At 74.2% G+C, this 25,025-nt stretch carries 22 protein-coding genes and 1 tRNA gene; 10 read left to right on the forward strand and 13 right to left on the reverse strand.

Annotation, left to right across the window (positions count from 1 at the left end; all coding sequences use genetic code 11):
• Positions 1–10 precede the first annotated feature (10 nt).
• Entirely contained in the window at positions 11–1,201 is a 1,191-nt protein-coding gene (locus tag ABT006_RS23175; RefSeq protein WP_350709489.1) for an acyl-CoA dehydrogenase family protein, read from the forward strand.
• Between the two features lie 52 nt (positions 1,202–1,253).
• Here the strand turns inward: ABT006_RS23175 and ABT006_RS23180 are convergent, their stop codons facing one another.
• On the reverse strand, positions 1,254–3,062 hold the full coding sequence (locus tag ABT006_RS23180) for an alpha/beta hydrolase (protein ID WP_350709491.1): 1,809 nt from the start codon (positions 3,060–3,062) through the stop codon (positions 1,254–1,256).
• Positions 3,063–3,292: 230 nt separating this feature from the next.
• On the reverse strand, positions 3,293–3,730 hold the full coding sequence (locus tag ABT006_RS23185) for a hypothetical protein (RefSeq protein WP_350709493.1): 438 nt from the start codon (positions 3,728–3,730) through the stop codon (positions 3,293–3,295).
• A 99-nt stretch (positions 3,731–3,829) separates the two neighbouring features.
• Here ABT006_RS23185 and ABT006_RS23190 point away from each other — a divergent pair, with 99 nt between their 5' ends.
• Positions 3,830–4,174 (forward strand): hypothetical protein, encoded by a 345-nt coding sequence (locus tag ABT006_RS23190; protein WP_350709495.1) that lies wholly within the window; start codon positions 3,830–3,832, stop codon positions 4,172–4,174.
• Here the strand turns inward: ABT006_RS23190 and ABT006_RS23195 are convergent.
• From ABT006_RS23195 to ABT006_RS23225, 7 genes are all read right to left on the reverse strand, one after another.
• Complete coding sequence (locus ABT006_RS23195; protein WP_350709497.1) at positions 4,151–5,644, reverse strand: serine/threonine-protein kinase; 1,494 nt, start codon at positions 5,642–5,644, stop codon at positions 4,151–4,153. The genes ABT006_RS23190 and ABT006_RS23195 overlap by 24 nt on opposite strands.
• A gap of 32 nt (positions 5,645–5,676) precedes the next feature.
• A complete protein-coding gene (locus ABT006_RS23200) occupies positions 5,677–6,147 on the reverse strand; it encodes a hypothetical protein (RefSeq protein WP_350709499.1) in 471 nt (156 codons plus the stop codon).
• A 138-nt stretch (positions 6,148–6,285) separates the two neighbouring features.
• Positions 6,286–9,873, reverse strand: a complete 3,588-nt coding sequence (locus tag ABT006_RS23205) for an adenylate/guanylate cyclase domain-containing protein (RefSeq protein WP_350709500.1) — start codon at positions 9,871–9,873, stop codon at positions 6,286–6,288.
• Positions 9,870–10,697, reverse strand: coding sequence for an MBL fold metallo-hydrolase (locus ABT006_RS23210; RefSeq protein ID WP_350709502.1), 828 nt, complete (start codon positions 10,695–10,697; stop codon positions 9,870–9,872). Before ABT006_RS23210 ends, ABT006_RS23205 begins: the two co-directional genes overlap by 4 nt.
• A 119-nt stretch (positions 10,698–10,816) precedes the next feature.
• Positions 10,817–11,278 (reverse strand): RidA family protein, encoded by a 462-nt coding sequence (locus tag ABT006_RS23215; RefSeq protein WP_350709504.1) that lies wholly within the window; start codon positions 11,276–11,278, stop codon positions 10,817–10,819.
• A gap of 5 nt (positions 11,279–11,283) precedes the next feature.
• Positions 11,284–11,439, reverse strand: a complete 156-nt coding sequence (sp36, locus tag ABT006_RS23220) for a Sp36 family protein (RefSeq protein ID WP_013736319.1) — start codon at positions 11,437–11,439, stop codon at positions 11,284–11,286.
• Positions 11,440–11,485: 46 nt separating this feature from the next.
• Positions 11,486–11,974 (reverse strand): hypothetical protein, encoded by a 489-nt coding sequence (locus ABT006_RS23225; protein WP_350709637.1) that lies wholly within the window; start codon positions 11,972–11,974, stop codon positions 11,486–11,488.
• A gap of 313 nt (positions 11,975–12,287) precedes the next feature.
• Here ABT006_RS23225 and ABT006_RS23230 point away from each other — a divergent pair, with 313 nt between their 5' ends.
• The 3 genes from ABT006_RS23230 to bagB are packed head-to-tail and all read left to right on the forward strand — an operon-like array spanning position 12,288 to position 15,175.
• Positions 12,288–12,965, forward strand: coding sequence for an Rv0361 family membrane protein (locus tag ABT006_RS23230; RefSeq protein ID WP_350709506.1), 678 nt, complete (start codon positions 12,288–12,290; stop codon positions 12,963–12,965).
• Between the two features lie 26 nt (positions 12,966–12,991).
• Positions 12,992–13,969: an ATPase BagA gene (bagA, locus tag ABT006_RS23235; RefSeq protein WP_350709508.1), complete on the forward strand. Its 978-nt coding sequence runs from the start codon at positions 12,992–12,994 to the stop codon at positions 13,967–13,969.
• Positions 13,970–14,023: 54 nt separating this feature from the next.
• Entirely contained in the window at positions 14,024–15,175 is a 1,152-nt protein-coding gene (bagB, locus tag ABT006_RS23240) for an ArsA family ATPase (RefSeq protein ID WP_350709510.1), read from the forward strand.
• 6 nt (positions 15,176–15,181) lie between these two features.
• Here bagB and ABT006_RS23245 read toward each other — a convergent pair whose 3' ends face one another.
• Positions 15,182–15,502 carry a WhiB family transcriptional regulator gene (locus ABT006_RS23245; RefSeq protein ID WP_319460489.1) on the reverse strand — a complete coding sequence of 107 codons (321 nt, stop codon included), beginning with the start codon at positions 15,500–15,502 and terminating at the stop codon, positions 15,182–15,184.
• 404 nt (positions 15,503–15,906) lie between these two features.
• Here ABT006_RS23245 and ABT006_RS23250 point away from each other — a divergent pair, with 404 nt between their 5' ends.
• Positions 15,907–18,333: a penicillin-binding protein gene (locus ABT006_RS23250; RefSeq protein ID WP_350709511.1), complete on the forward strand. Its 2,427-nt coding sequence runs from the start codon at positions 15,907–15,909 to the stop codon at positions 18,331–18,333.
• Between the two features lie 85 nt (positions 18,334–18,418).
• On the opposite strand, the gene ABT006_RS23255 is transcribed toward ABT006_RS23250, so the two are convergent.
• Positions 18,419–18,874 carry a GatB/YqeY domain-containing protein gene (locus ABT006_RS23255; protein ID WP_350709513.1) on the reverse strand — a complete coding sequence of 152 codons (456 nt, stop codon included), beginning with the start codon at positions 18,872–18,874 and terminating at the stop codon, positions 18,419–18,421.
• 25 nt (positions 18,875–18,899) lie between these two features.
• Between ABT006_RS23255 and ABT006_RS23260 the strand changes: the two genes are divergently transcribed.
• Both ABT006_RS23260 and ABT006_RS23265 read left to right on the forward strand, forming a co-directional pair.
• A complete protein-coding gene (locus tag ABT006_RS23260) occupies positions 18,900–19,793 on the forward strand; it encodes a metallophosphoesterase (protein ID WP_350709514.1) in 894 nt (297 codons plus the stop codon).
• A 163-nt stretch (positions 19,794–19,956) separates the two neighbouring features.
• Positions 19,957–20,033: transfer RNA gene (locus ABT006_RS23265), tRNA-Pro, on the forward strand.
• A gap of 105 nt (positions 20,034–20,138) precedes the next feature.
• On the opposite strand, the gene ABT006_RS23270 is transcribed toward ABT006_RS23265, so the two are convergent.
• The gene (locus ABT006_RS23270) at positions 20,139–20,612 is read right to left on the reverse strand and encodes a hypothetical protein (protein WP_350709516.1); all 474 of its coding nucleotides are present in this window, start codon (positions 20,610–20,612) and stop codon (positions 20,139–20,141) included.
• Between the two features lie 162 nt (positions 20,613–20,774).
• Between ABT006_RS23270 and ABT006_RS23275 the strand changes: the two genes are divergently transcribed.
• On the forward strand, positions 20,775–22,058 hold the full coding sequence (locus ABT006_RS23275; RefSeq protein WP_350709517.1) for an MFS transporter: 1,284 nt from the start codon (positions 20,775–20,777) through the stop codon (positions 22,056–22,058).
• A gap of 70 nt (positions 22,059–22,128) precedes the next feature.
• Here ABT006_RS23275 and ABT006_RS23280 read toward each other — a convergent pair whose 3' ends face one another.
• The gene (locus ABT006_RS23280; RefSeq protein ID WP_350709519.1) at positions 22,129–23,841 is read right to left on the reverse strand and encodes a bifunctional metallophosphatase/5'-nucleotidase; all 1,713 of its coding nucleotides are present in this window, start codon (positions 23,839–23,841) and stop codon (positions 22,129–22,131) included.
• A 310-nt stretch (positions 23,842–24,151) separates the two neighbouring features.
• Between ABT006_RS23280 and ABT006_RS23285 the strand changes: the two genes are divergently transcribed.
• Positions 24,152–24,946 (forward strand): alpha/beta fold hydrolase, encoded by a 795-nt coding sequence (locus ABT006_RS23285; protein ID WP_350709520.1) that lies wholly within the window; start codon positions 24,152–24,154, stop codon positions 24,944–24,946.
• The last annotated feature ends 79 nt before the right edge of the window (positions 24,947–25,025 follow it).

Below are 25,025 nucleotides of genomic sequence, written 5' to 3' on the forward strand. Positions count from 1 at the left end.
AGGCCCCGCGATGAACTTCGACCTCACCCCCGAGCAGGACCAGCTCCGCGACGCGGTCCGCGCGCTGGGCCGGCGGTACGGCCACGACTACTTCGTCACCCGGGCCAAGGCCGGCCAGCACACCACCGAGCTGTGGGACGAGGCCGGCCGGCTGGGCTACCTGGGGGTCAACGTCCCCACCGAGTACGGCGGCGGCGGGGGCGGGATCACCGAGCTGGCCATCGTCTGCGAGGAGCTGGCGGCGGCCGGCTGCCCGCTGCTGCTGCTCGTGGTCTCCCCCGCCATCGCCGCCACGGTGATCGCCAGGCACGGCACCAAGGAGCAGCGCAAGCGCTACCTGCCCGGCTTCGCCGACGGCTCGCTGAAGGTGGTCTTCGCCATCACCGAGCCGGAGGCCGGGTCGAACTTCCACCGGCTGGGCACGGTGGCCCGCCGCGACGGCGACGACTGGCTGGTCTCCGGCCGCAAGTGCTACATCTCCGGCGTCGACGAGGCGTCGTACGTGCTGGTGGTGGCGCGGGTCGCTGTCGAAGACGGCCACGCCGGCGCGGGGGACGCGGCTCCGCAGAAACTGAAGCCGGCGCTGTTCATGGTGCCGACCGACGCACCGGGGCTGACCCGGTCCAAGCTGGACATGGAGATCGTGTCCCCGGAGAACCAGTTCCTGCTCTACCTCGACGACGTGCGGGTGCCCGCCGACGCGCTGGTCGGCGAGTCCCTGGACGCCGGCCTGCCGGCGCTGTTCGCCGGGCTCAACCCGGAGCGGATCACGGTCGCCGCGATGGGCGTCGGCACCGGCCGGTACGCCATCGAGCGGGCCTCGGAGTACACCGCCGCCCGCAAGGTCTGGGGCGGCCGGAGCATCGGCTCGCACCAGGGCGTCGCGCACCCGTTGGCGCACGCGGCCGTGCAGGTCGAGCTGGCCCGGCTGATGATCCACAAGGCGGCCACCCTCTACGACGCCGGCCGGGACCTGGAGGCCGGGGTGGCCGGCAACATGGCCAAGTACGCGGCCGGGGAGGCGGCGGCGCTGGCCGTCGACACCGCCGTCCAGGTGCACGGCGGGGCCGGCATGACCACCGAGTACGGGGTGGCGACGCTGCTCGGCGCGGTGCGGGCCGGCCGGATCGCCCCGGTCAGTCGGGAGATGATCCTCAACTTCGTCGCCCAGCACGTCCTCGGCCAGGACAAGTCGTACTGACGGCGGGACCGGGGTACGGCGGGCGCCCGATCGCCCGCCGTACCCCGGGTCCTCAGCGGATGGTCAGCGAACCGACCGCCGGCAGCGGCGCGACCACCGGCGGGAGCCGCTTCGGCTCGCCCCGGCCCGGCGCGCCCTCGGCCGCGAGGGCGCTCTTCGACGACTCCGCCCGCCGCGTCGCCCCCGGGTTCCCGGGCAGCTCGGCGAACGGCTGGACGTCGCCCGTGCAGACCGTGCCCTTCGCCGGCAGCGTGCCCCGGACCAGGTAGGCGTCCACCGCGCCGGTCACGCAGGCCGAGGTCCCGTACGCGGTGTGCCCCCAGCTGTCGCTGCTCAGCAGGCGGCTGTTCGGCAACAGCCTGGCCGCGCCGACCGCGCCCCGGTAGTTGGTCGACGGGTCCCAGTAGTTGCCGACCACCAGCACCGGCGCGGCGGTGCGCCGGTTGAACGGGCCCGGGTAGGCGTCCTCGTCCCGCACCGTCCACGTCTTCCGGGCGCAGGGCGAGCTGCCCCAGGTCCACAGCCGGCCGAAGTACGGATCCCGCTTGTCGGCCTTCGCCGCCAGCGCCGGGAAGGAGGCGGCGTCCGCCGGGTGGTAGGCGTCGGTGCAGTCCACCCCGAGGAACGTCTCCAGCCCGTTGTCGTACGGGAAGTCGTACCGGCGGGCCTGCTCGCGGGCCGTGGCGGCGCGCCGGACCACGTCGGCGCGCGCCTGCTGGCGGGCGGTCGCGCCCGACGCCGGGTCGGTGAGCACCAGCAGCTCGGCGGTGAGGCCGACGACCTGGTCGTAGCCGGCGGGGCTGTAGAGCGCGCCCAGGGTGGCGGAGACGAAGTCGGCGTAGCTGACGCGGACGAGGCCCAGCTCGGGATCCTCGATCACCAGCGGCTTGGCCCGCAGCCGCTGCGCCACCAGCTCGAACGACGCGAGGGGGTCGCCCTGGGCCAGCGGGCAGACCTCGGCGCCGGCCCTGTCGCAGCGCACCAGGATCTCCCGCAGCGCCTTGTACGCGCCCTGCGCGCTGCGCAGCCGGTCCTCCTGGGACAGCGTGCGCGCCCTGCCCCGGCCGACCCAGGCGTCCGCGTCGAGCACCCCGTCGATGGCCAGGGCACGGACCCGGTCCGGGAACATGTTGGCGTAGTACTGGCCGAGCGCGCTGCCGTAGCTGAAGCCGAGGTAGGTCAGCTTCGGGTCGCCGACGGCACGGCGCAGCACGTCCATGTCCCGGGCGACCTCGGCGGTCGACATCGCGCCGGTGAGCGGCCGGCCCGTGCTGGAGCAGCCCTCCCCGACGGCCTTCGACGACGCGACGTACGCCTTCTCCTCGGCCTTCGTCCACGGGAACGCCACGTTGAGCCCGGCGTACGCCCGGGTCTGCTCCTTGACCGACGGGAAGCACCTGACCTGCTCGCTCGCGCCGACGCCGCGCGGGTCCACGCCGACGATGTCGAACCGGTCGAGCACCTCGTCACCGAGGAAGTACGGCGCGGCGAGCGCGACGTCGGTGCCGGAGCCGCCGGGGCCGCCCGGGTTCAGGAAGAGGCTGCCGATCCTGCGCTGCTGGTCGCGGGCCTTCACCCGCAGCACGGCGATCTCGGTCGTCGGGCCGTTCGGCCTGTCGTAGTCCAACGGGAGCTGGACGGTGGCGCACTCGGCGTAGTCGTAGCAGGCGTACCAGTCGAGATCGGGCGTGGGCACCCGGTCGACCCGGCGTGCCTCCTCCGGGCTGGTCCGGTCGGACGTGGCCGGGCGGCCCCAGCCGGTCGGGGACGGTGCGGCGGCGGCAGCGGGCGCGACCGCCGATCCGGCGAGGATGACGCCGGCGATACCGGCGGCGGCGAGGGACCGGGTTCGTCGTGGCATGTGGACCCTTCCGGTGGACGACAGGACGGGTCGGGGCGAGGCCCGACCCTTCGCACTCTAGGGATCGCGGGCAATGAATGCCGCCCGACGTGGGGCCGCATATCCGACAATCCGTCGGCCCGGTGTAACGAGTTCCCGACGACCGACGCTGTTCTCGCCCGACCCGGCGGACGCCACAACTCCCACGGGTGGGCCCGGCCGCACCCGGCCCGGCCGCCCGGCAGGTCCGGCTAGTCGAGGCCGGCCATCCAGGCGGGCGTGGACGCGTCCGGCTCGCCCGGCACGTGGTCGTCCACCACCCGCCAGCCGTCGGGCCCCTCGCGGAGCAGCAGGAAGCCGACGACCTCGCTCGACGGGGCTCCCACGCCGTAGACGTCGCCGTCGTCCACAGTGGCCATCCTGATCGCACAGACCGCGTCCGGGTCGGGTTCCGCCTGCGCGCACTGCCCCACGTAGCGGGCCCCGGAGGCGGCCGAGAGGTAGCGGGCCACCGCCTGGTCCACGGTGGCGAAGCCACCGCCGCCCGGGGACGACGACGCCCCGGGCGCGGTGGCGCTCCCGGCGGCCGGCGTCGGCGCGGTTGCCGTCTCGGATGGACGGTCGGACCCGCAGGCGGCCAGCACGCCCGACACCAGCACGGCGGCGACGATCCGACAGAACCGGGACACCGGCGCTCCTCTCTCCTGGTAAAGACCTGCACCGGAGATCATCGCACCGGCGGTGGCGCCGCCGGTTGACAGCGGCTCCCTAGTGGACATGCTGGACGGGTGAGATTTCCCAGGCCCGACGCGCGGACGAAGGCGGTCGTCGCGGCGCTGGCGGCGGTCTCGCTGCTGGCGACGCTGGTCGTGCGTGGTCGTCAGGATCTCCTCGGAGTGGTCCTGGCGCTGCTCTGCGTCCTGATGGTGATGATCGCGGCGGTGTCGGTGGCGGCGGCGCGTGAGGAGGGCGGGCGGCGACCGGCGGTCACGCCGACCGTCCCGGGGCAGCCGGCGGGCGGCCTGTACGGCATCGACGCCGACACGCTGGAGACGCTGGACGGCCGGGAGGCGATCCGCGCGATGCGGGAGCGCCACCGGGGGCGCGGCTCAGCGACCGGTGAGGGTGGGTGACGCGAGCGCGTCCAGCCCGCGTCCGGCCAGGCAGCGGTACGTCCGGTCGGCGTCGACCGCCGGGGGCAGCACCTCCAGGTTCCAGCCGTCGGCGTGGCCCATCCCGCTGGTGAGCCGGAAGGTGGTCTCGTTGCAGACCCGGCGCACCGCCGGGGCCTCGCTGACCCGGGTGTGGTCCGCGCCGACCAGGGTGTCGGGGAGCCTGCCCTCGGCGTAGCTCTCCCAGGTGTGGTCGCCGTCGCAGGGCACCCGGGCCGCCCTGGCCCGCGCGCCGCGCACCTCCATCGGCCCGAAGCACTCCAGCTCGTCGGCGCAGCCCGCCCCGTCGGGCAACCCGGTGGCCGCGGCGCAGGCGGGCAGCACCCCGCTCGTCGCGGCCACGTCGGCCGTCGGGGACGGGACCGGGGTGGACGCCGGGCCGGCGAGCCAGGCGCCGGCGCTGGCCGAGGCGGCCAGCGCGACCATCCCGGCGCCGCCGAGGAACCAGCGCCGCCGGCGCCGCCGGTCGGAGGTGGGCACCGTCGGGTGCATGTCCTCCACCGGCGGCCGGGGCGCGGGGCGGGTCGTGCGGCCGGCGGCGTACGGACCGGAGGCGGCGGGACCGCCGCCCACCGGGGAGCCCGACGCCGGTGCGCCGCCGGCCGGGTCGAGCGGCAGGCCGACCAGCAGGTCACGCAGCTCGACGGCCGACGGGCGCTCCCCCGGGTCGTTGGACATGCCGACCCGGAGCACGTCGATCAGCTCGTCCGGCACACCGGGCAGGCCGGGAACCGGCTGGTGGAACATCTCCAGCACCGTCACCAGGCTGGGATTGCGCTCGGACTGCCAGCGCGGCGGGCGGCCGTGCATGACCGCGTAGAGGGTCGCGCAGAGGGCATAGACGTCGACGGCGGGAGACGGCGGCGCGTGGTTGAACATCTCCGGCGGCGCGTACGCCGGGGTGAGCACCTCCAGGGCGACCGAGGCGTCACGCATCTCGGCCACCACGGCCAGCCCGAAGTCGGCCAGCACCGCCGAGTTGAAGTGCGAGTAGAGGATGTTCGCCGGCTTGACGTCGCGGTGCAGCACGCCGGCCGCGTGCGAGTGGGCGACCGCGTCGGCGATCTTGACGCCGAGGTCGCGGGCCTCGGCCGGCCCGAGCGGCGACGTCCGCATCCGCTCCGCGTACGAGCCGTCGCAGAGTTCCATGATCAGGTAGGGGTGCTGATCGACCGTGACCCCGACGTCGAAGAGGTCCACCACGTGCGGGTGGGACGACATCCGCCCGGCGGCCCGCGCCTCGCGCAGGAACCGGGCCTGGTCCCGTTCGCTGTCCAGGGTGCGATTCTCCACTTTGACCGCGACCTCGCGCCCCACCGAGATCTGGGTCGCCTTGTAGATGGTCGCGTAGCCTCCCCGGGCGAAGACCCTCAAATCAGTCAGACCGGGCACGATGGGCAACGGCAGGGCGCCGGGCGGGGTCGCGGTCACAGTTCTAGAAAATACCTAACCGGACGGGCCGCTCAGTGCACCGCGTCGGGGGCCGGGGCGGCACCAGCGGAAAGACGGCTCCCACCCCCGCCGGCCACCGGGCCCGCGCGCCGTGCGTCCCACCAGAGCCCGGCGGCGGTCGCCACCGCGCCGAGGCCCTCCCAGGCGGCCACTCCGAAGAACCGGCCGGGCGCGATGTCCGTCAGCACCGCGATGGCGAACACGGTGAACGTGACCAGCCGGAACACGACCGTGAAGCGGTAGAACGGGCGCCACTCGGTCGCGGTGGCGAGCAGGTAGTAGACCCCCATGTTGAACGAGGCCATCGAGGACGCCAGGAGGAAGGTGCCGGCGTGGTCGCCGGCCGCGCGGGTCGCCGGCACCTCGAAGCCGAGCAGGCGCAGCAGCGTCTCGGGCCAGAGCAGCCCGACCACGCCCATGAGCAGGGCCAGCACGCCGAAGACCGCGATCGTCCATCCCGCGGCCGAACGCGGCAACCTCATCCCGGCCCCTCCCAGACCCGGCGCGGTCGACACTGGACCGCCCCTCCGGCCTGACACGCTATCGGCCACCCCCGACATGCCACATCACCGGAACCGCCAGACCTGCCCGGGCCAGGGCCCCGCCGAGCCGGCCAGGGGTCAGCCGGCGGCGAGGCGGGCGCGGAGGGCGTCGGCGGCGGCGCGCTCGCTGCGCTGCTCGGTCCCGTACGCCAGGCGCACCGCCTCCTCGGCGGCGGCCAGCGCCTCCACCGGCCGGCCGCACGCGGCCAGCGCCTCGGCGAGCACCATCGCGCCGACCACCTGGCTGCGCACGTCCTCCGCCGGGGCGGCGACCGCCCGCCGGGCCCAGTCCAGCGCCTGCTCGCGCTGGCCGTGGGCGAGCAGCGCGGCGGCGTACCGGGCCATCGTCTGGCGGCGGGAGAAGAGCAGCGAGGGCACGGTCGCGGCGACGGTGGCGACCGGGGCGAGCAGCCCGACCGCGGTGGCGGAGTCGCCCGCGGCCAGCCGGGCGGTGGCCAGCAGCACCCGGGGCGCCACCTGGGCGGGCGCCTGCGGGTTGTGCGGCTCGACGGCGGTCAGCACCGAGCGGGCGGCGCGTTCGGCCGTGTCGTAGTCGCCCATGTCCAGCGCCACGAACCCCCGCAGCGTGCCGGCCATGCCGGTGAGCAGCGGGTGCGACGTCCGATGGGCGTACCGCAGCGCGTCGGTGAGCAGGTCGGCGGCGTGTTCCGGCTCGCCCAGCCCGCGCGCCACCACCCCCCGGACGACCAGCGCGAAGCCCTGCCCCCAGTCGTCGGAGGCGGCGGCGAACTCCCGGTACGCGCGGCGGGCCCCCCGGTCCGCCTCGCCCAGCTCGCCCAGCTCGGCGGTGGCGTACGCCTCCACCGCCCGCAACGTGCCCACCGCCCACGCCTCGCCGACCCGCTCGCCGAACGGCAGGAAGACCCGCGCCATCCGGCACGCCTCCCGCAGCCGGCCCGCCAGCAGCCGGGCGAACGCGGTGGTGCCCCGCAGCCACGCCTGCCCGTACGGGTCCTTCAGCTCGGCGAAGAGCCGGGCGGCCCGGCCGAGCACCGCGTCGGTCCCGGCGAAGTCGCCCCGGGTGGTGGTGACCCAGGCCAGGTTCTGCAACGACCACGCCTGCCCCCGGCGGTCCTGCGCCTGGAGGCTCACCTGGTACGAGGCGGCGAGCCGGCTGCTCGCCTGCCCCAGCCGCCCGGCGATGAAGTCGGCCATGCCGAGGCGGCGCATCGCCGAGGCGCGCAGGGTCGGCAGACCGCCGTCGGTGGCCACCTGCAACGCCTCCTGCCAGCAGGCCGCCGACCGTGCCTGGTCGCCCATGGTCTGGTGGGCCTGCCCGGCGAGCAGCAGCGCGCTGGCCCGGACGCCCGACTCGTCGCCGGCGTTGGCCGCGATCTTCTCGGCGGAGGCGAGCGCGTCGGCGGGCCGGCCGATCTGGAGCAGCGCCCGGGCGTGCACCACCCGGTCGGCCGCCGGCACCCCGTCGCGGGCCAGCTCGGCGGCGCGTTCGGCGTACTCCACGGCGAGCGCGGGCTCGCCCGCCTGCAGCGACCGGCGGGCGGCCCCGCCGAGTGCGGCGACGCCCAGCGGGACGACGGTCCGCGCCGGGGCGTCCGGCCGCAGCCCGACCGCGTCGGCCAGCGCGGCGGCCCGCTCCACGTGCTGGGCCACGAAGACGTCCCGGGCCGCCCCGGTGAAGCCGCCCGGCGCGCCCGCCCCGGCCGGCGGTTCGGTCGCGGCCCAGCGGGCCAGCGCCGCGTGCCGCTCGGCCAGCTCGGCCTTGCTCACCCCGGCGTACGCGGCCTCCCGCATCAGCGGGGTGGCGAAGGCGTACCCGGTGCGGGTGCGGTGCAGCATCCGGCGTTGCAGCAGCTCCTCGACGGCCCGCTCCAGCTCGACGGCGACCACCGCCGCCGGGCGGCCGTCCCGGCCGGCGCGCTGCTCGCGCAGCGCCTCCAGGGCCCCGCCCGGCACGGTGTCGCCGACCACGGCCGCGTCCCGCAGCACCGAGCGGGCGTCGACGGGCAGCGCGTCGATACGCGCGGCGAGCACCGCGGCCAGGTCGCGGGAGAGCAGGCGGCTGCCGAGCGAGCCGGGTGCCAGCCGCCAGGCCCCCGGGCTCGGGGCGTTCCGGTCGGCGACGGCGGTCAGTGCGCCCCGCTCCATCAGCAGGGTGACCAGCTCGGCCAGGTAGAACGGGTTGCCCTGGGCGGTGGCGAGCAGCCGGTCGGTGTCGGCCTGCGGCAGCTTCCCCCCACCGAGATAGCTGGTGAGCAGCCGGGCCGCGTCGGCGCCGCGCAGCGGCGGCAGCGCGTGCACCTCGGCCTCCGACATCCGGGTCAGCGCCCCGGCGGTGCGCACCAGCTCGGGTCGGCCGAGCAGCAGCACCAGCACCGGGCCGGTGAGCCGGGACAGGGCGACCCCGAGCGCTCCGATGGTCTCCGCGGTCGCGTCGTGCAGGTCGTCGACGACGACCACCAGGGGCGCCTCCGCGGCGAGGGCGCTGAGCAGGTCCGCGACCGCGTTCGGCACGGCGTCGGCGTCGGCGGGCTGCTGGGCGGTGGTCCACTCGCCCTGGTCGGCCGGGCCGCCGGGCAGTTCGGCGTAGCCGAGCAGGGCCAGCAACTGGTCGGTGGCGACCGGGGCCGGGTCGCCACCCGCGCGGCCGAGCCGCTGGTTGAGCCGGCGCAGCCGCTCCTCGACGGCCGGGCGGGTCAGCGCGGTGGCGGCGTCGTTGGGCAGGCCGACCGCCGCCCGGACCAGGTCGGCCAGGGGCGCGAGCCGGCGCCGCTCGCCGAACGCGGCGCAGCGCACCGACAGCACCCGGGCGCCGGTGTGCGCGGCGTACCGGCCGGCGCCCACGTCGTAGCCGGCGGCGAGGCGTTCCACCTCGGCGGCGAACCGGGACTTGCCGAGCCCGGCCTCGGCGGTCATCAGGAGCACCCGGGGCTCGCCGCGGTCGATCACCTCGGCCAGCCGGCCGGCGACCCGGCCGATCTCGGTCTCCCGGCCGACGAACGGGGCCTCGTCACCGAGGCCGGACCGGGTGCCCGGCGCGTCCAGGAGGCCGAGCAGCTCGTACGCCTCGACCGGCTCGCGCTTGCCCTTGAGCCGCAGCGGGCGCAGCGCGCGCCAGGAGGCGACGTGCCGGGTGGCGGCGGAGGTGCGGGCCCCGGCGTAGACCGCGCCGACGGCGGCGGCGTCGGCCAGCCGGGCGGCGGTGTTCACGGTGTCGCCGATGACCGTGTACTCGATCGCGGCCTGGATGCCGGCGATCACGTCGCCGGTGTTCAGGCCGACCCGCAGACCGAGCGGCGCGCCACCGCCCCGCTCGTCGTCGAGCACCCGGCGGACCGCCCGCTGCATGGACAGCGCGGCGCGGACCGCCCGCTCGGCGTCGTCCTCGTGCGCCACCGGCGCGCCGAAGACCGCCATGATCCCGTCGCCGGTGAGCTTGTCGACGTGCCCGCCGAAGGTCTTGACCGCGCCGGCCAGGGCGGCGAGCACCCGGTCGGTGACCGCGCCGACCCGTTCCGGGTCGAGGTCCTCGGACCAGGAGGTGAAGTCCGACAGGTCGCCGAAGAGCACGGTGACCACGCGGCGCTCGGTCGCCGGCAGCGTCGCGGCGGCCGGCAGGGCGGCCCCGCAGTTGTGGCAGAACCGGGCGCCGGGGACGGCTACGGTTCCGCACACCGGGCAGGTCACGCTTGCTCCAACCCCGCGGTGCCCGCGCCGGATTCCCGCCCGAGGTGTTCCAGTTGGGCCCGCACCGACCACTCGGCCGCCCACCACAGCGACCGGTCGACGTCCGCGTAGACCTTCGCGACCACCTCCGCGGCGGTGGTGGCCCCCTCGGCGACCGCCGCCCGGACCTGGTCGAGCCGGGCCCGGCGGTGGGCGAGGTAGAACTCCGCGGCGGCGGCGCAGTCGGCCAGTGCCGGGCCGTGCCCCGGCAGCGCCGGGATCCCCCGGTACGTCGAGAGCAGCTCCAGGCTGGCCAGGTAGTCCCCGAGGTGCCCGTCGGGGTGGGCGACCACGGTGGTGCCCCGGCCCAGGATGGTGTCGCCGGTGAGCACGACCCGCTCGTCGCCGTGCGCGACGACGAAGCAGACCGAGTCGCCGGTGTGGCCGGGGGTCGGCACGAGCCGGATGTCCAGGCCGGGGCCGCCGAGGCTGTCGCCGGGCGTGGTCAGCGGCTCCCCGCCGAGGGTGTGCGCCGGGTCGGCCGCGCGCACGGGCACCCCGTCGAGCAGGTCGCGCAGGCGGGGCGAGCCCTCGGTGTGGTCCGGGTGGCCGTGGGTGATCAGCACCAGCCCGATCGGCCCCCGCGCGACGATCGCGGCCAGGTGCTCCTCGTCGGCCGGGCCCGGATCGACGACGACGGCGTGCTCCTGGCCGGGGGCGCGTAGCAGCCAGGTGTTGGTGCCGTCGAGCGTCATCGGCCCCGGGTTCGGGGCACGCAGCAGCGTCACCCAACCCGGCAGCTGGTCGGCGAGCGCCGCTGCCGGCGCGGTGAAGTGCCCGGTCATGGCTGCGATCGTACGGCCCCCGCCGCCACTCCCCGCGATCTTGCAGTTTCCGCCTGGGATACGTCCCGCTTCACGGCTTTTGCCGGGCGGTCAGTGCAAGATCGCGGAGTGGGCGCGGGTCAGGCGACCTCGACGATGACCTCGACCTCGACGGGGGCGTCGAGGGGAAGCTCGGCGACGCCGACGGCGGCGCGGGCGTGGCGGCCGGCCTCACCGAAGACCGCGCCGAACAGGTCGGAGGCGCCGTTGATCACGCCGGGCACGGCGGTGAAGCCGGGGGCGGCGGCGACGAAGCCGGTCACCTTGACGACCTTGACGACCTTCTCCAGGCCGACCAGCGAGTCGATCGCGGCCAGCGCGTTGAGCGCGCACCGCTCGGCCAGGTCCTTCGCCTGCTCGGCGGAGACGCCGGCGCCGACCTTGCCGGTGGCGAGCAGCTTCCCCTCGACCATCGGCAGCTGCCCGGAGACGTAGACGTGCTGCCCGGACTGCACGGCCGGCACGTAGCTGGCCACGGGCGGGACCACCTCGGGCAGCGTGTGCCCGAGCTCGGCGAGCTTCGCGTGGGGACCGTTGGTCATGCCGCTCACGCCTTCGGCCGCTTGAGGTACGCGACGAGCTGCTCCGGGTTCGGGCCGGGAACCACGGAGACGAGTTCCCACCCGTCCTCACCCCAGTTGTCGAGGATCTGCTTGGTCGCGTGGACCAGCAGCGGGACCGTGGCGTATTCCCACTTCTGCATCGGTGGAGGGCTCCCTCGGATGGAGTACGACTCTTCGACGCACAGCCTACGGTCCGGCGGCCGGCCGGGGCGCGGGACGCTGCTCCGGGGCGGTGGGCACTTCCCCGCAGGGGCCACTGTGCTCGTACGGCTGCGGGCAGCGCGACCGGTCCGGCAGCAGCAGGTCGCAGAAGACCCGGTGCCGGTTGTTCTGGTCGTCCGCGGTGGACACGGTCGTCTCGCCCGCGTCCAGTTCCAGCAGGAAGCTCAGCGACGTGGCGACGGTGCCGGCCAGCGCGGTGGCCGCCGCCAGGTCGGCGACCCGGATCGGCAGGTGGATGACGTACCCGGGCTCCTCCTCGTCCCGGCCGCGCGCGCCGGGGCGACCAGCCGTGCGCATCACCTCTCCGGGCTGGGCGAACCGCCGGTACGACCGCTCGTTGATCGGCAGGCCGCCGGCCACGCCCTCGGTCTCGCCGGCGGAACCGGCCCCGGTCCGCCACGCCCGGTCACCCGCCGGGAACTGTGCTCGGGGGATGTTGTCCACGTCGCGCATGCCTTGCCTCCGGACGTCGTACCTGGTCACGTCATCGCCTTGCGGGCCCGGGCCCCGGTGCCCGACCCTTCCCCCGCGCCGGTGAGAACGTAGGACCGGAGGAAGAGTCCCGCCAACAGGACGCGCACGCTCGGTCACGCCGAGTCACATATGCGACACAACCCTGGTCAGGGACGAGGCCCCACCTGCCGCCCCGCGAAACCGGCCGACCGACCGCTACCCTTCCGGTCGGACGGGCGCTCGCCGGCTCGCCGCCAGCTCGATCACGCTCGTCGCCGGGGCAGGCGACGACGTCGCACCCCGGGGGGAAGAGATGACCCAACCACCCAGCGGCGGCCCCACCGGATCGCCGGCCGGCCAGCCGGACGTCCCGGCCGCTCCCGGCGCCGCCGTGCCGCCCGCGCCGGCAGCGGCCCCGGACCCGTCGGCCCCGCCGCCCCCGGCCGGCTACCCGCCGTACCAGCCGCCCGCGCCGGCAGCGGCCCCGGACCCGTCGATCCCGCCGCCCCCGGCCGGCTACCCGCCGTACCAGCCGCCCGCCGCACCGAAGAAGAAGCGCGGCGTGCTGATCGCCGCCATCGCCCTGGCGGTGATCCTGCTGCTCTGCGCCGGCGGCGGCGTCGTCACCTTCCTGACGCTGCGCAACGCCGAGAGCGGCGAGGGCGCCAAGGAGCCGACGGTCGCCGTGGACCAGTTCCTCACTGCCGTCTACAAGGACCGCGACGCGGGCAGGGCGGCCGCCCTGGTCTGCTCCTCGTCGCGGGACGAGGAGAAGATCGCCACCAAGGTCGCCGAGGTCGAGAAGTACGTCGCGGCCCACCAGAACCCCCGGTTCCGGTGGAGCAGCCCGAAGGTGGACGACCAGACCGGCGACAGCGCCACGGTCACCACCAAGGTCACCATGACCACCGCCGACGAGAAGGTCGCCGACCAGGACCTGCGGTTCACCGTGGTGAAGAGGACGGGTTGGTGGGTCTGCGAGGTCGCCTGAGCCCGGCCGCTGGATAGGCTCGACGGGTGCGAGCAGCAGAGCGGCCGGCCGATCCGGCCGGCACCCAGTGGCCGGCCCGCCTCCACGTCGTGACCGGCAAGGGCGGCACCGGCAAGACCAGCGTCGCGGCCGCCCTGGCCCTGGCCCTGGCCGCGGGTGGGCGGCGCACGCTGCTGGTGGAGGTCGAGGGGCGGCAGGGCATCGCCCAGCTCTTCGGCACCGACCCGCTGCCCTACGAGGAGCGGCACCTGACCGACGCGCCGGCCGGCGGCGAGGTGCGGGCCCTGGCGGTGGACGCCGAGGAGGCCCTCCTCGAGTACCTGGACATGTTCTACAAGCTCGGCGCGGCGGGCCGGGCGCTGCGCAAGCTCGGGGCGATCGACTTCGCCACCACCATCGCCCCGGGCCTGCGGGACGTCCTGCTCACCGGCAAGGTGAAGGAGGCGACCACCCGCACGGTCGACCAGCGGCGCGCGTACGACGCGGTGGTGCTGGACGCCCCGCCGACCGGGCGGATCGGCCGCTTCCTGAACGTCACCGCCGAGACGGCCCGGCTGGCCAAGGTCGGCCCGATCAAGACCCAGAGCGAGGGGGTCGCGGCGCTGCTGCGTTCCCCGATCACCGCCGTGCACGTGGTGACCCTGCTGGAGGAGATGCCGGTCCAGGAGACGGTCGACGCGATCGCCGAGCTGACCTCGTTCGGCTTCCCGGTGGGGCGGGTGATCGTCAACGGCACCCGGCCGCCGCTGCCCGCGGGTCGCGCGGTGGGCCCGGCCGAGCTGGAGCGGGGGCTGCGCGCCGCCGGGCTGCCGGCGGACCGGGACACCGTCGCCGGGCTCGCCGTGGAGGCACGCGACCAGGCGATCCGCCGCGAGCTGGAGGATTCGCTGCGGGCCGACCTGGTAGAGCTGGGGCTGCCGCTGACCGAGCTGCCGCTGCTGCCCGACGGGGTGGACCGCACCGGGCTGGACCGGCTGGCCGAGGCCCTGCTCCGGGCGGATTGACTCACACCTGCCACCGGCACGGGCACGGCGACCGACCCGGCCCGATACGCTCGATTGGTGCCTTCCGAAGACGCGGCGCCGCAGCTGGATGTCGACCAGATCCTCGCCGATCCCGGCGTGCGGATCGTGGTCTGCTGCGGGGCGGGCGGGGTGGGGAAGACGACCACGGCCGCCGCGCTCGCGCTGCGGGCCGCGGAGCAGCACGGCCGGCGGACGGTGGTGCTCACCATCGACCCAGCCCGCCGGCTGGCCCAGTCGCTCGGGCTGACCGAACTGGACAACACCCCCCGCCAGGTCAAGGGGATCGACGTCGAGGCCAGCGGCGGCGAGCTGCACGCCATGATGCTGGACATGAAGCGCACCTTCGACGACGTGGTGCTCCAGCACACCGATCAGGCGAAGGCGGCGGAGATCTTCGCCAACCCCTTCTACCAGGCGATGAGTTCGACCTTCGCCGGCACCCAGGAATACATGGCGATGGAGAAGCTGGGCCAGTTGCACGCCCGGGGCGAGTGGGATCTGATCGTGGTGGACACCCCGCCGTCCCGCTCGGCGCTGGATTTCCTGGACGCCCCGGCCCGGCTGTCCCGCTTCCTCGACGGGCGGATGCTGCGGCTGCTGCTCGCCCCGGCGCGCACCGGCGGGCGGAGCATGTTCAGCCTGGTGACCGCCTCGTTCGGGATGTTCTCCAAGGTCGTGCAGAAGGTACTCGGCGCCCAGTTGCTGACCGACCTCTCCGGCTTCGTCGCCGCGCTCGACTCGATGTTCGGCGGGTTCCGGCAGCGCGCCGAGCAGACGTACCGCATCCTCCAGGCGCGGGAGACGGCGTTCCTGCTGGTCGCGGCGCCAGAGCCGGACGCGGTCCGGGAGGCCGCCTACTTCGCGGGCCGGCTGCGCGAGGAGCGGATGCCGCTGGCGGGCCTGGTGCTCAACCGGGTGCACCGGCCGGCCGTGCCCGGCCTCGGCGCGGCGGAGAGCATGGCCGCCGCGGAGCGCCTGGCCGACCTGGGTGGGCACGAGGGCACCGTCGACGTGCTGCGGGCCCACGCGGCCCTGGCCCAGCAGGCGGTACGCGAGCGGCAGGTGGCGGCCCGGTTCACGGAGGCGTTCCCGGCGGTGCCGGCGGTGTCCGTGACGGCGCAGCCCGCCGACGTGCACGACGTCGACGGGCTGCGGACGATCGGCGCGGCGATCAGCCGGCCGTGACGGCGTTCAGCCGGCGGCGGTGACGAGGATCTTGTCCTTGCCGGCCTTGTCCTTGGCGTTCTTCTTCATCGCGGCCTCGAACATCTTGCGCCAGCTCGTCACCTGGGGGTGACGGCGCAGCAGCGCGCGGCGTTCGCGCTCGGTCATGCCACCCCACACGCCGAACTCGATCCGGTTGTCCAGCGCGTCGGCCAGGCACTCGTACCGGACTGGGCAGCTCCGGCAGATCCGCTTGGCCACGTTCTGTTCGGCGCCCTGTACGAACAACGCGTCCGGGTCCCCGTTCTGACACGCCGCCAGCGACGGCCAGTCAGTGATCATGCCCATGTGTACTCGTCCCCCCTTGCAGTACCTACCGACCCCGTCGCGGACCAGCCGGCAATTCCCCCCGGTCGCCCGGCGCGCCTTCCCCAAGGCCGCACGGACGACATGTGGCTCGGTCGCCGCCCCCATCATGCTCTGTAGTCGCCTGATTACGCAACGTTGTCGGCTAAATCCATCATTCCGGACACTCCCGGCTTCCCGGGCTTCGCGACCGCCGGTTACCCCGCCGGAGTCCGTGAAAACGCTGCGGGCCCCCTCGGGAAGGAGGGAGACTCGACGCCGGATTCACGCAACCACGCACCGGGGGTCGTGCGTTTAGCACAACGAGGTCGGCGCGCGCAGGAAATGGGGAAAGAAGCCCCGGCGCCCCTCGTTCCCTACTCGCGTACCCTGTCGAGGTGACCTGGATGCGGAAACGTGACCACAATGTGCTGACCAACGCCGCATCGCTACTCATATGTGGCCTGCTGGCCGGCGTGGTGGTCGCGGCGGCGGCCTTCCCCGCGGTGGCGATGTCCGGCCTGGCCGCCAAGGCCGGCGCCGAGACCTTCGGCGCGTTGCCCAAGGAGCTGACCGTGGCCCGCGCGCCGCAGATCAGCTACCTGTACGCCGCCGACGGCAAGACCCCGCTGGCGACCATGTACGACGAGAACCGTCGGGACGTGAAGCTGGCCGACATCGCGCCCATCATGCAGAAGGCGATCATCGCCGCCGAGGACCACGACTTCTACAAGCACAACGGCGTGGACCTCAACGGCATCGCCCGGGCCTTCGTCAACAACCAGTCCGGCGCGTCCAGCCAGCAGGGCGCCTCGACGCTGACCATGCAGTACGTCCGCCTGGCCATCGCCTACTCGGCGACCCACCCGGCCGACGTGGTCGCGGCCACCGAGGACACCAGCGCCCGCAAGCTGCGCGAGATGCGCTACGCCATCCAGATCGACAAGGAGCTCTCCAAGGACGAGATCCTGGAGCGCTACCTGAACATCGCCGCCTTCGGCAACGGCGCGTACGGCATCTACGCCGCCAGCCAGGTCTACTTCAACAAGCCGCCGAGCAAGCTCAAGATCGAGGAAGCCGCCATGCTCGCCGGCATGGTGAAGGCGCCGAGCACCAACGACCCGACCACCAAGAGCGGCTACAAGGCGGCGGTCGAGCGGCGTGACTACGTCATCCAGAACATGGTCGAGATCGGCGCCATCACCCAGCAGGAGGCGGACGCGGCGAAGGCCGTCCAGCTCAAGGTCACCGGCAAGCGGGCGCCCAACGGCTGCGTCTCGACCAACGAGAAGGGCTGGGGCTTCTTCTGCGACTACTTCTACCGCTGGTGGATGCAGCAGGAGACCTTCGGCTCGACCTCGTACGACCGGGAGCGGCGGCTCAAGAGCGGCGGCTACACCGTGGTCACCACGCTCGACCCGCAGGCCCAGCGGGGCGCCGACAAGGCCGTCCGCAAGGCCAAGTCGGAGAAGAGCAAGGAAGCCGCCATGGTGGCGGTGGTCGAGCCGGGCACCGGCCGGGTCCGGGCGCTGGCGGTCAACCGCACCTTCAAGCTCGACGACCCGAAGAAGCCGGCGAACAAGCCGCACAGCGACCCGAAGCAGAAAAGGAAGGGCAAGCTCGGCAACTACCCGAACACGGTGAACCCGCTGCTCACCGGCGGTGACGGCATCACGGGCTACCAGGCCGGCTCGACCTTCAAGATCTTCACCATCGTGGCCGCGCTGGAGAAGGGCATCCCGCTCGGCTACACGATCAACGCCCCGCAGCAGTTCAAGTCGGAATACATCATCGACAGCAGCAGCCCGGCGGCGTGCCCCGGCACCCACTTCTACTGCCCGACCAACTCGGGCAAGAAGGCCGGCGGCGTGCAGAACATGTGGAGCGCCTTCGCGCAGTCGATCAACACGTACTTCGTGCCGTTGCAGCAGCAGGTCGGCGCGGAGAACGTGGTCGACGTGGCCAAGCGGCTCGGCATCCAGTTCCGGCAGAGCGAGGACGCGAAGTTCGCCGGCACCAAGGACGCCGCGCACCAGTGGGGCGCCTTCACCCTCGGCGTCTCGCAGACCACCCCGCTGGAGCTGGCCAACGCCTACGCCACCCTCGCCGCGGACGGCAAGTACTGCGAGCCGATCCCGGTGCAGGAGATCAAGGACCCGGAGGGCAAGAAGCTCGACATCGCCAACCCGCGCTGCGAGAAGCGGGTCAGCACCGAGGTGGCCCGCGCCGCCGTGGACGCGGCCCGCTGCCCGGTCGGCGACAACTCCTCCACCAGCAGGTGCGGCGGCAGCCGTACGGCCGCCGAGGTCAAGGGCATCGTCGACGCGCCGGTGGCCGGCAAGTCCGGCACCACCGACTCGGAGAAGACCGCCTCGCTGGTCGCGATGACCAAGCAGTACGCGGTGGCCGGCATCATGGCCGACCCGGACTGGCCGCAGACCAACGTCAAGATGAAGCACAAGCAGAAGGACGGCATCAACCCGCCGGTCTACGAGACGCTGCGCGACGCCATGAAGGGCAAGAAGCGGATCAACTTCGAGCCCCCGGGCCAGAAGATCTCCGAGGGCGACCAGCGCCGGATCCCGGACGTGAAGTGCCTGGACGTGGAGCAGGCGAAGTCCCGCATCGAGGCGGAGGGCTTCGACGCGGTCGTCTCCGACATCAAGGTCCCGTCGAGCTGCGCCCCGGGCAAGGCGGCGGGCACCAGCCCCGACGGCCGGACCATCAAGGGCGGCGTGGTGACCATCCAGATCAGCGCCGGCGGCGGCACCGCCCCGGGCAGCGGCACCAAGCCGACCAACCCGGGCCGTCCGCCGGGCCGCAACGGCGGCTGAGCCGCCCGGATCGACGGAAGCGGGCGGGCACCCCACGCGGGGGTGCCCGCCCGTTTCGCGTACGCGGAGCGGGTCGCGCGACGGCTCAGAGGCCGAGCTGCCGGCGGACCTCCGCGGCCACCCGGCCGCCCTCGGCCCGGCCGGCCACCGCGGCCTGGGCCGCCTTCATGGCCGGGCCCATCTGCGCCTTGCCGGTGAAGCCACCCGCGGCGAGCGCCCCCGCGACCAGCTCGGTCAGCTCGGCCTCGGAGAGCTGCTTCGGCAGGTAGCGCTCCAGCACCTCGCCCTCGGCGGTCTCCTTCGTGGCCTGCTCGGTGCGGCCGGCGTCGGCGAAGGCGGTCGCGGCCTCCCGGCGCTTCTTCGCCTCCTTGGCCAGCACCGCGAGCACCTCGTCGTCGGTGAGCTCGCGCTTGGCCTTACCGGCGACCTCGGCGGTGCCGACGGCGGCGAGCGCCATCCGCAGGGTGGAGGTGGTCAGCTCGTCGCGCGCCTTGAGAGCGGCGCGCATGTCGGCGGTCAGACGGTCCTTCAGCGTGCTCATGGACGGTGAAACTACCCTGAACGCCATGCGAAAGCGCACACTATTCCGGCTTGCGACCGGGACCGTCGCGTTGGGCGCGGCGACCCTGGCGTACGCGTCGCTCGTCGAGCGCAACATGTTCACCCTGCGGCGGTACGACGTGCCGGTGCTGCCGGCCGACGCCGAGCCGCTGCGCGTCCTGCACCTGTCCGACCTGCACATGATGCCCGACCAGGGGCGCAAGCAGCGCTGGGTGGCGTCGCTGGCCGCGCTCGACCCCGACCTGGTCGTGGTCACCGGGGACAACATGGCGCACCCCGGCGCCGTGCCCGGCGTGCTGCGCGCCCTCCAGCCGCTCCTCGACTACCCGGGAGCATTCGTCTTCGGCTCCAACGACTACACCGGGCCGGTCTGGAAGAACCCGTTCACCTACTTCCTGCCCGACCGCGAGTACACCGAGGGCGCGGAGCTGCCGCACGAGGAGCTGCGCGACGTCCTCACCGGAGCCGGCTGGGCGGACCTGAACAACGCCCGCACCACCGTCAAGGCCGGCGGCCGGGCGGTCGAGCTGCTCGGGGTCGACGACCCGCACATCGAGCGGGACGACTACGACTCCGTCGCCGGGCCGGTGTCGCCCGCGGCCGACCTGTCGATCGCGCTGACCCACTCCCCCGAGCCGGCCGTGCTCGACCGGATGGCCGCCGACGGCTTCGGGCTGCTGCTCGCCGGGCACACCCACGGCGGCCAGGTCTGCGTGCCGGGCGTCGGGGCGCTGGTCACCAACTGCGGCCTGCCCCGCTCCATGGCGCGCGGCCTGCACCGCTGGCCCGGGTCCGACTCCTGGCTGCACGTCTCCGCCGGCCTCGGCACCCACCCGACCGCGCCGGTCCGGTTCGCCTGCCCGCCGGAGGCGAGCGTGCTCACCCTGATCCCCCGCTGACCCGTACGCCGGCAGGCCGGGCCGGCTCCCCGGCCTGCCGGGACAGTGCCGCCGATCGCGCTGTCGAGCTGCCCCGTCCATGGGACCGGGCGGGCCGCCCGGACCACCGGGGGTACCGAGTTTGACCACCGGAGCGGGTGGGCTACTATTTGTCGGCACGCCTCGGGGTGTGGCGCAGCTTGGTAGCGCGCTTCGTTCGGGACGAAGAGGTCGTCGGTTCGAATCCGGCCACCCCGACCAGAGGTCAGAGGGCATGTCCGCTCAGCGGACATGCCCTCTGGTGCATTCGGCGACAGTGCCCCGATCCGGCTCGGGCGATCGCGCCTCGGCGGCACTCGGGCGCGCTCAGTCCTGGCGTTCGGTGCGCGCGATCTCGGCGAACGCGGCGGTCAGGTAGCCGTCGAGCGGCCGGCCGGTCACGGCGAGCAGGTCGGCCACGAGCAACGGCGCGTGCCGCGCCACGGCCGGCGGGTCGGGCGGGGACTCGTCGCCATCCGGGTCGTAGACGCCGAGGGCGCCCGCCAGCAGGACGAGCACCACGTGCGGGTCGACGTCGGGCCGCCACGGCGCCGCGCCCCGTACGCAGCGTTCGAGCACCTGCCGGACGTCGTCGCCGTCCAGTCCGTCCGGGTGGCCCTCCTCCAGCAGCAGCCGGACCACCGCGCCGAGGACCAGGCCGGACCGTTCGGCCGCGGCGAGCCGGGCCACCGAGACGTCGTACGCATCGGGGTCGCGTTCGCGCGCGGCGGCGACCGCGGCGGCCGCGGCGGTGGCGATCTCGCGGGCCGGTGCGGGCAGGTGTCGCCAGGTCGTGGTCATCCCGGCCAGCATCGCAGACGGGCCCGACAGCGAGCCGGCCCCGGCACCACGGCGCGGGCCGGTCGGCGCGAACGTGTCCTTGGTCACCGGGCAGCGTCGGGCCGCGCGGGGCGGGTCGTAAACGGCTCGCCTGTCGTCGTACCCGGCGCACAGAATCGCGGCATGCTCAGTCGCGCCCTGCCCCGCCGTCCGGAAGCCCGGCGGATCCTCGTCGGCACCCTGCTGTCGGCGGTCGGGCGCGGCCTCACCCTGCCGTTCCTGTTCATCTACCTGACCGACGTCCGCGGCCTCACCGACGCCCGCGCCGGCCTGGTGATCGGCTGGTACGGCGCCGTCACCCTGGCCCTGTCGCCGCTCGGCGGCACGCTCATCGACCGCTTCGGCGCGCGCCGGATCGTCGTACCGTGCCTGCTCGTCGAGGCGGCCGGCACCGGCTCGCTGGCGCTGGTCGACTCGACCGCCTCGGCCTTCGTGGTGATCACGCTGATCGCGATCGGCAGCTCGGCCATCTGGTCCGGGCAGAACACCATCCTCGCCTCGCTCACCGACGACGACGAGCGGCAGCGGGTCTACGGGCTGAACTTCGCCCTGCTCAACCTCGGCATCGGCATCGGCGGTCTGATCTCCGGCGCGATCGTCGACACCGCCCGCCCGGTCACCTTCCAGGCGATCTACGTGCTCGACGCGATCAGCTACCTGATGCCCGCGCTGATCCTGCTGAGCCTGCCCCGGGTGGGCCACCGGCTCGCCGCCGGGCCGGCCGGGGACCGTCCGTCGGCCGGCGGCTACCTCACCGTGCTGCGGGACCGGCCGTTCCGCCGGCTGGTCGTCTTCGGCCTGGTCCTGACCACCTGCGGGTACGCGCAGATCGAGGTGGGCTTCGCCGCGTACGCCGTGCGCGTGGTGGAGGTGACGCCGCGCGTGGTGGCCTGGGCGTTGGCCGGCAACACGGTGATGATCGTGCTCGCCCAGCTGTTGGTCATCCGCCGGATGGAGGGGCGCAGCCGGACGGGCGGGCTGGCCGTGGTGGGCGCGGTCTTCGCGACCGCCTGGCTGGTCCTCGGCGCCGCCGGCCAGGTCGGTCCGGGCAACGCGCTGGTCGCCGCCCTCGGCGTGGTGGCCTGCTCGGCCATCTTCGGCTTCGGCGAGACGCTGTTGTCGCCGGTGATGCCCGCGCTGACCAACGCGCTCGCCACGGACGAGCTGCGCGGGCGTTACAACGCCATGAGTTCGATGATCTTCGGCATCAGCGGGGTGATCGGCCCGGTGACGGCGGGTCCCCTGATCGGGGCGGCCGACGGCCGGATCTGGGTCGCGGTGGTGGTCGGCGGCTGCCTGGTGGCCTCGCTGCTCGCGCTCTCCCTGCGCCCGCTGCTCACGGCGGTCCAGGACGGCCGCGTGCCGGCTGCCGCGCCGGCCGCCGAGCCGGCCCCCGCCCACGTCTGACCGCCACGGGGCGCAGCGGAGACGGGCCCCGGAGCAGGTGCTCCGGGGCCCGTCGGGTGCGCACGTCGCCTCAGGCGGCGGGGACCTCCGCGGTGGTGCGGATGCGGTCCAGGGCCGGCGCCGAGACCGGGGACTGCGCGGTCAGGTACGCCACGAAGGCGTCCAGGTCGATCATCCCGGTGGCCGCGTTCTTGCCGCCGGTGAGGACGCTGAAGCCGTCGCCGCCGCCGGAGAGGAAGTTGTTCACCGTGACCCGGTAGGTGGCACCGGCGTCGACCGCCACGCCACCGAAGCTGAGGCTGCCCCGGACCACCCGGGTGCCCGCGCACGGGTCCGCTACGGTGCCGGTGGTGCCGGCCGGGTCGACGACGTACCGGACGGTCGACGACGGGTAGAGCGTCCGGCCCGTGACGAACTGCTGCTCCAGCATGCAGTAGAGCTGCGCGCCGGTGAGGTCGAGCGTCACGAGGTTGTTGCCGAACGGCTGCACCGTGAAGGCCTCCTCGTAGGTGACCGGGCCGGCGTCGAGGTCGGCGCGTACACCACCGGGGTTCATGAAGGCGGCGACCGCGCCCTGCTCGTCGTCGGTGGCGGCGAGCTGCGCGTCGGCGATCACGTTGCCCATCGGGGACTCGCCCAGGGTCGTACCGAAGAGGGTCTCCTGGGTCTTCTTGATCGCCGTGGTGGTCTGGCCGACCTCGCGGCCGGCCACCGGGCCGAGCACGGTCTTGTAGCGGTTGATCAGGTCGGTCTGCGCCGGGTCCCTGTCGACGTCCCGGTTGACCACCACGTTCTCGGCCTTGGCGGTGATGACGTCACCGGTGCGCCGGTCGATGGAGAGGTCGATGTCGGTGACCAGACGGCCGAAGGAGCTGGCGCTGGTGACCAGCTTGCCGGCGATGTCGCAGTTGTACGCCTGGTGGGTGTGGCCGCTGACGACGACGTCGATCGACGGGTCCATCCGGTTGGCGATGTCCACGATGGGGCCGGAGATGCCCTTGCAGTCGTTGATGCCGCCGGTGGCGTCCTGGGTGCCGCCCTCGTGCAGCAGCACGACGATGGTCTCGACGCCCTTGGCACGCAGCTCGCGGGCGTACCGGTTGGCGGTCTGCGCCTCGTCGGCGAAGGTCAGGCCGGCGACGCCCTGCGGGCTGACGATCTGCGGGGTGCCCTCCAGCGTCATGCCGATGAAGCCGACCTTGACGCCCTGCACCTTGTGGATGGCGTACGGGGCGAGCAGCGGCTGGCCGGTGGCGGTCCTGAACGCGTTGGCCGACAGGTACTGGAAGCCGGCGCCCTCGTACGGGGTGCCGTCGGCGCAGCCGTCGACGGGGTGGCAGCCGCCGTTCTGGATGCGCAGCAGCTCGTCGGCGCCCTCGTCGAACTCGTGGTTGCCGACGCTGGCGTAGTCGAGCCCGGCCAGCGACAGCGCCTCGATGGTCGGCTCGTCGTGGAACGCGGCGGAGAGCAGCGGGGAGGCGCCGATCAGGTCGCCGGCCGCCACGGTGATGGTGTTCTGCTCCTTGGCGGCGCGCTTGCGCAGCTCGGCGAGCTGGGTGGCGAGGTATTCGGCCCCGCCTGCGGGCTGCCCGGCGATGGTGCCGTTGGTGGTGCCGGTCGGCGGTTCGAGGTTGCCGTGGAAGTCGTTGAGGGCGAGCAGCTTGACGGCGACCGGCTTCGGGCCGGCGTCCGCCTGGTCGGGGGTGGTCGTGACCGCGCCGAACGCGGTCACGGCGAGCGCGGTCAGGCCGATGGCGGCCCGACGCATCCCGGGGATGGACATGGAACTCCTCGTGAGAAGCCGGCGCGGGCGCCCGGGCGATGGTGACGCCGGTCGGGCCCGCGCGGTCGGCGGGGTTCGGTCGCGGTGGCGGCGGTGGGGGACCGCCGCCGCGTCGGGGACAGCCTCTCATCGCCGGCCGCCGCCGGTCGACCGGGGCGGGCCCCGCAGACCTGGGGATACGTCTCCGATCGGGGAACGTCTGGACGGGCGTTTCCGACATGCCCGGCCGGCGATGGCCGGTCGTCGCGGTTGTCGGTGGGCTGGTCTAGAAAGGACCGGACGGACGGCGTACGACGGGAAGGATGATCGGATGAGCGGGGGCCTGGTGGTGGAGACGGTGCGGTCGGCCGACGGCACGCGGATCGCGTACGAGCGCGCGGGCGACGGGCCACCGATCATCCTGGTCGGCGGCGCCTTCAACGACCGGTCGACCACCCGGGCGCTGGCCGGGGCGCTCGCGCCGGACTTCACTGCCGTCGGCTACGACCGGCGCGGCCGGGGCGACAGCGGCGACACCGCGCCCTACGCGGTCGACCGGGAGATCGAGGACATCGCGGCGCTGGTCGCCGCGGTCGGCGGCACGGCGCACCTCTACGGCGTCTCGTCCGGCGCGATCCTCGCCGCGCTCGCCACGGCGCACGGGCTGCCGGTCGGCGGGCTCGCCCTGTTCGAGCCGCCGTTCCAGGTCGGCCCGCAGACCGGCCCCCGGCCGGACGTCTCGGCCCGGACGGCCGAGCTGATCGCCGCCGGCGACCGGGCCGGTGCGGTCGAGGCGTTCATGCTTTACGCGGTGGGCCTGCCCGCCGAGGCGGTGGCCGGGATGCGCGGCGAGCCGGTGTGGCCCCACCTGGAGTCGCTGGCGCACACCCTCCCGTACGACACGCTGATCAGCGCCGGCGGCGTGCCGCCGGTCGACCGCCTGGCCACGATCACCGTCCCGACCGTGGTGGTGGACAGCACGGGCAGCCCGCAGTGGTTGCGCGACGGCGCCCGCGCGGCGGCCGAGGCGATCCCGGGCGCCCGCCAGGTCAGCCTCGACGGCGGCTACCACGAGGTGCCGGCCGAGGCGCTCGCCCCGGTGCTGCGCGACGTCCTCCTCCGCTGACGCCGATCCGCCTCACCGACGGCAGCGGCATGCCGGGCACTATTGACGGCCGCTGATACACCGGAGTGCGTGAGCGCCG

This window comes from Micromonospora sp. NPDC002717, from assembly GCF_040295705.1.
Lineage (GTDB): Bacteria > Actinomycetota > Actinomycetes > Mycobacteriales > Micromonosporaceae > Micromonospora.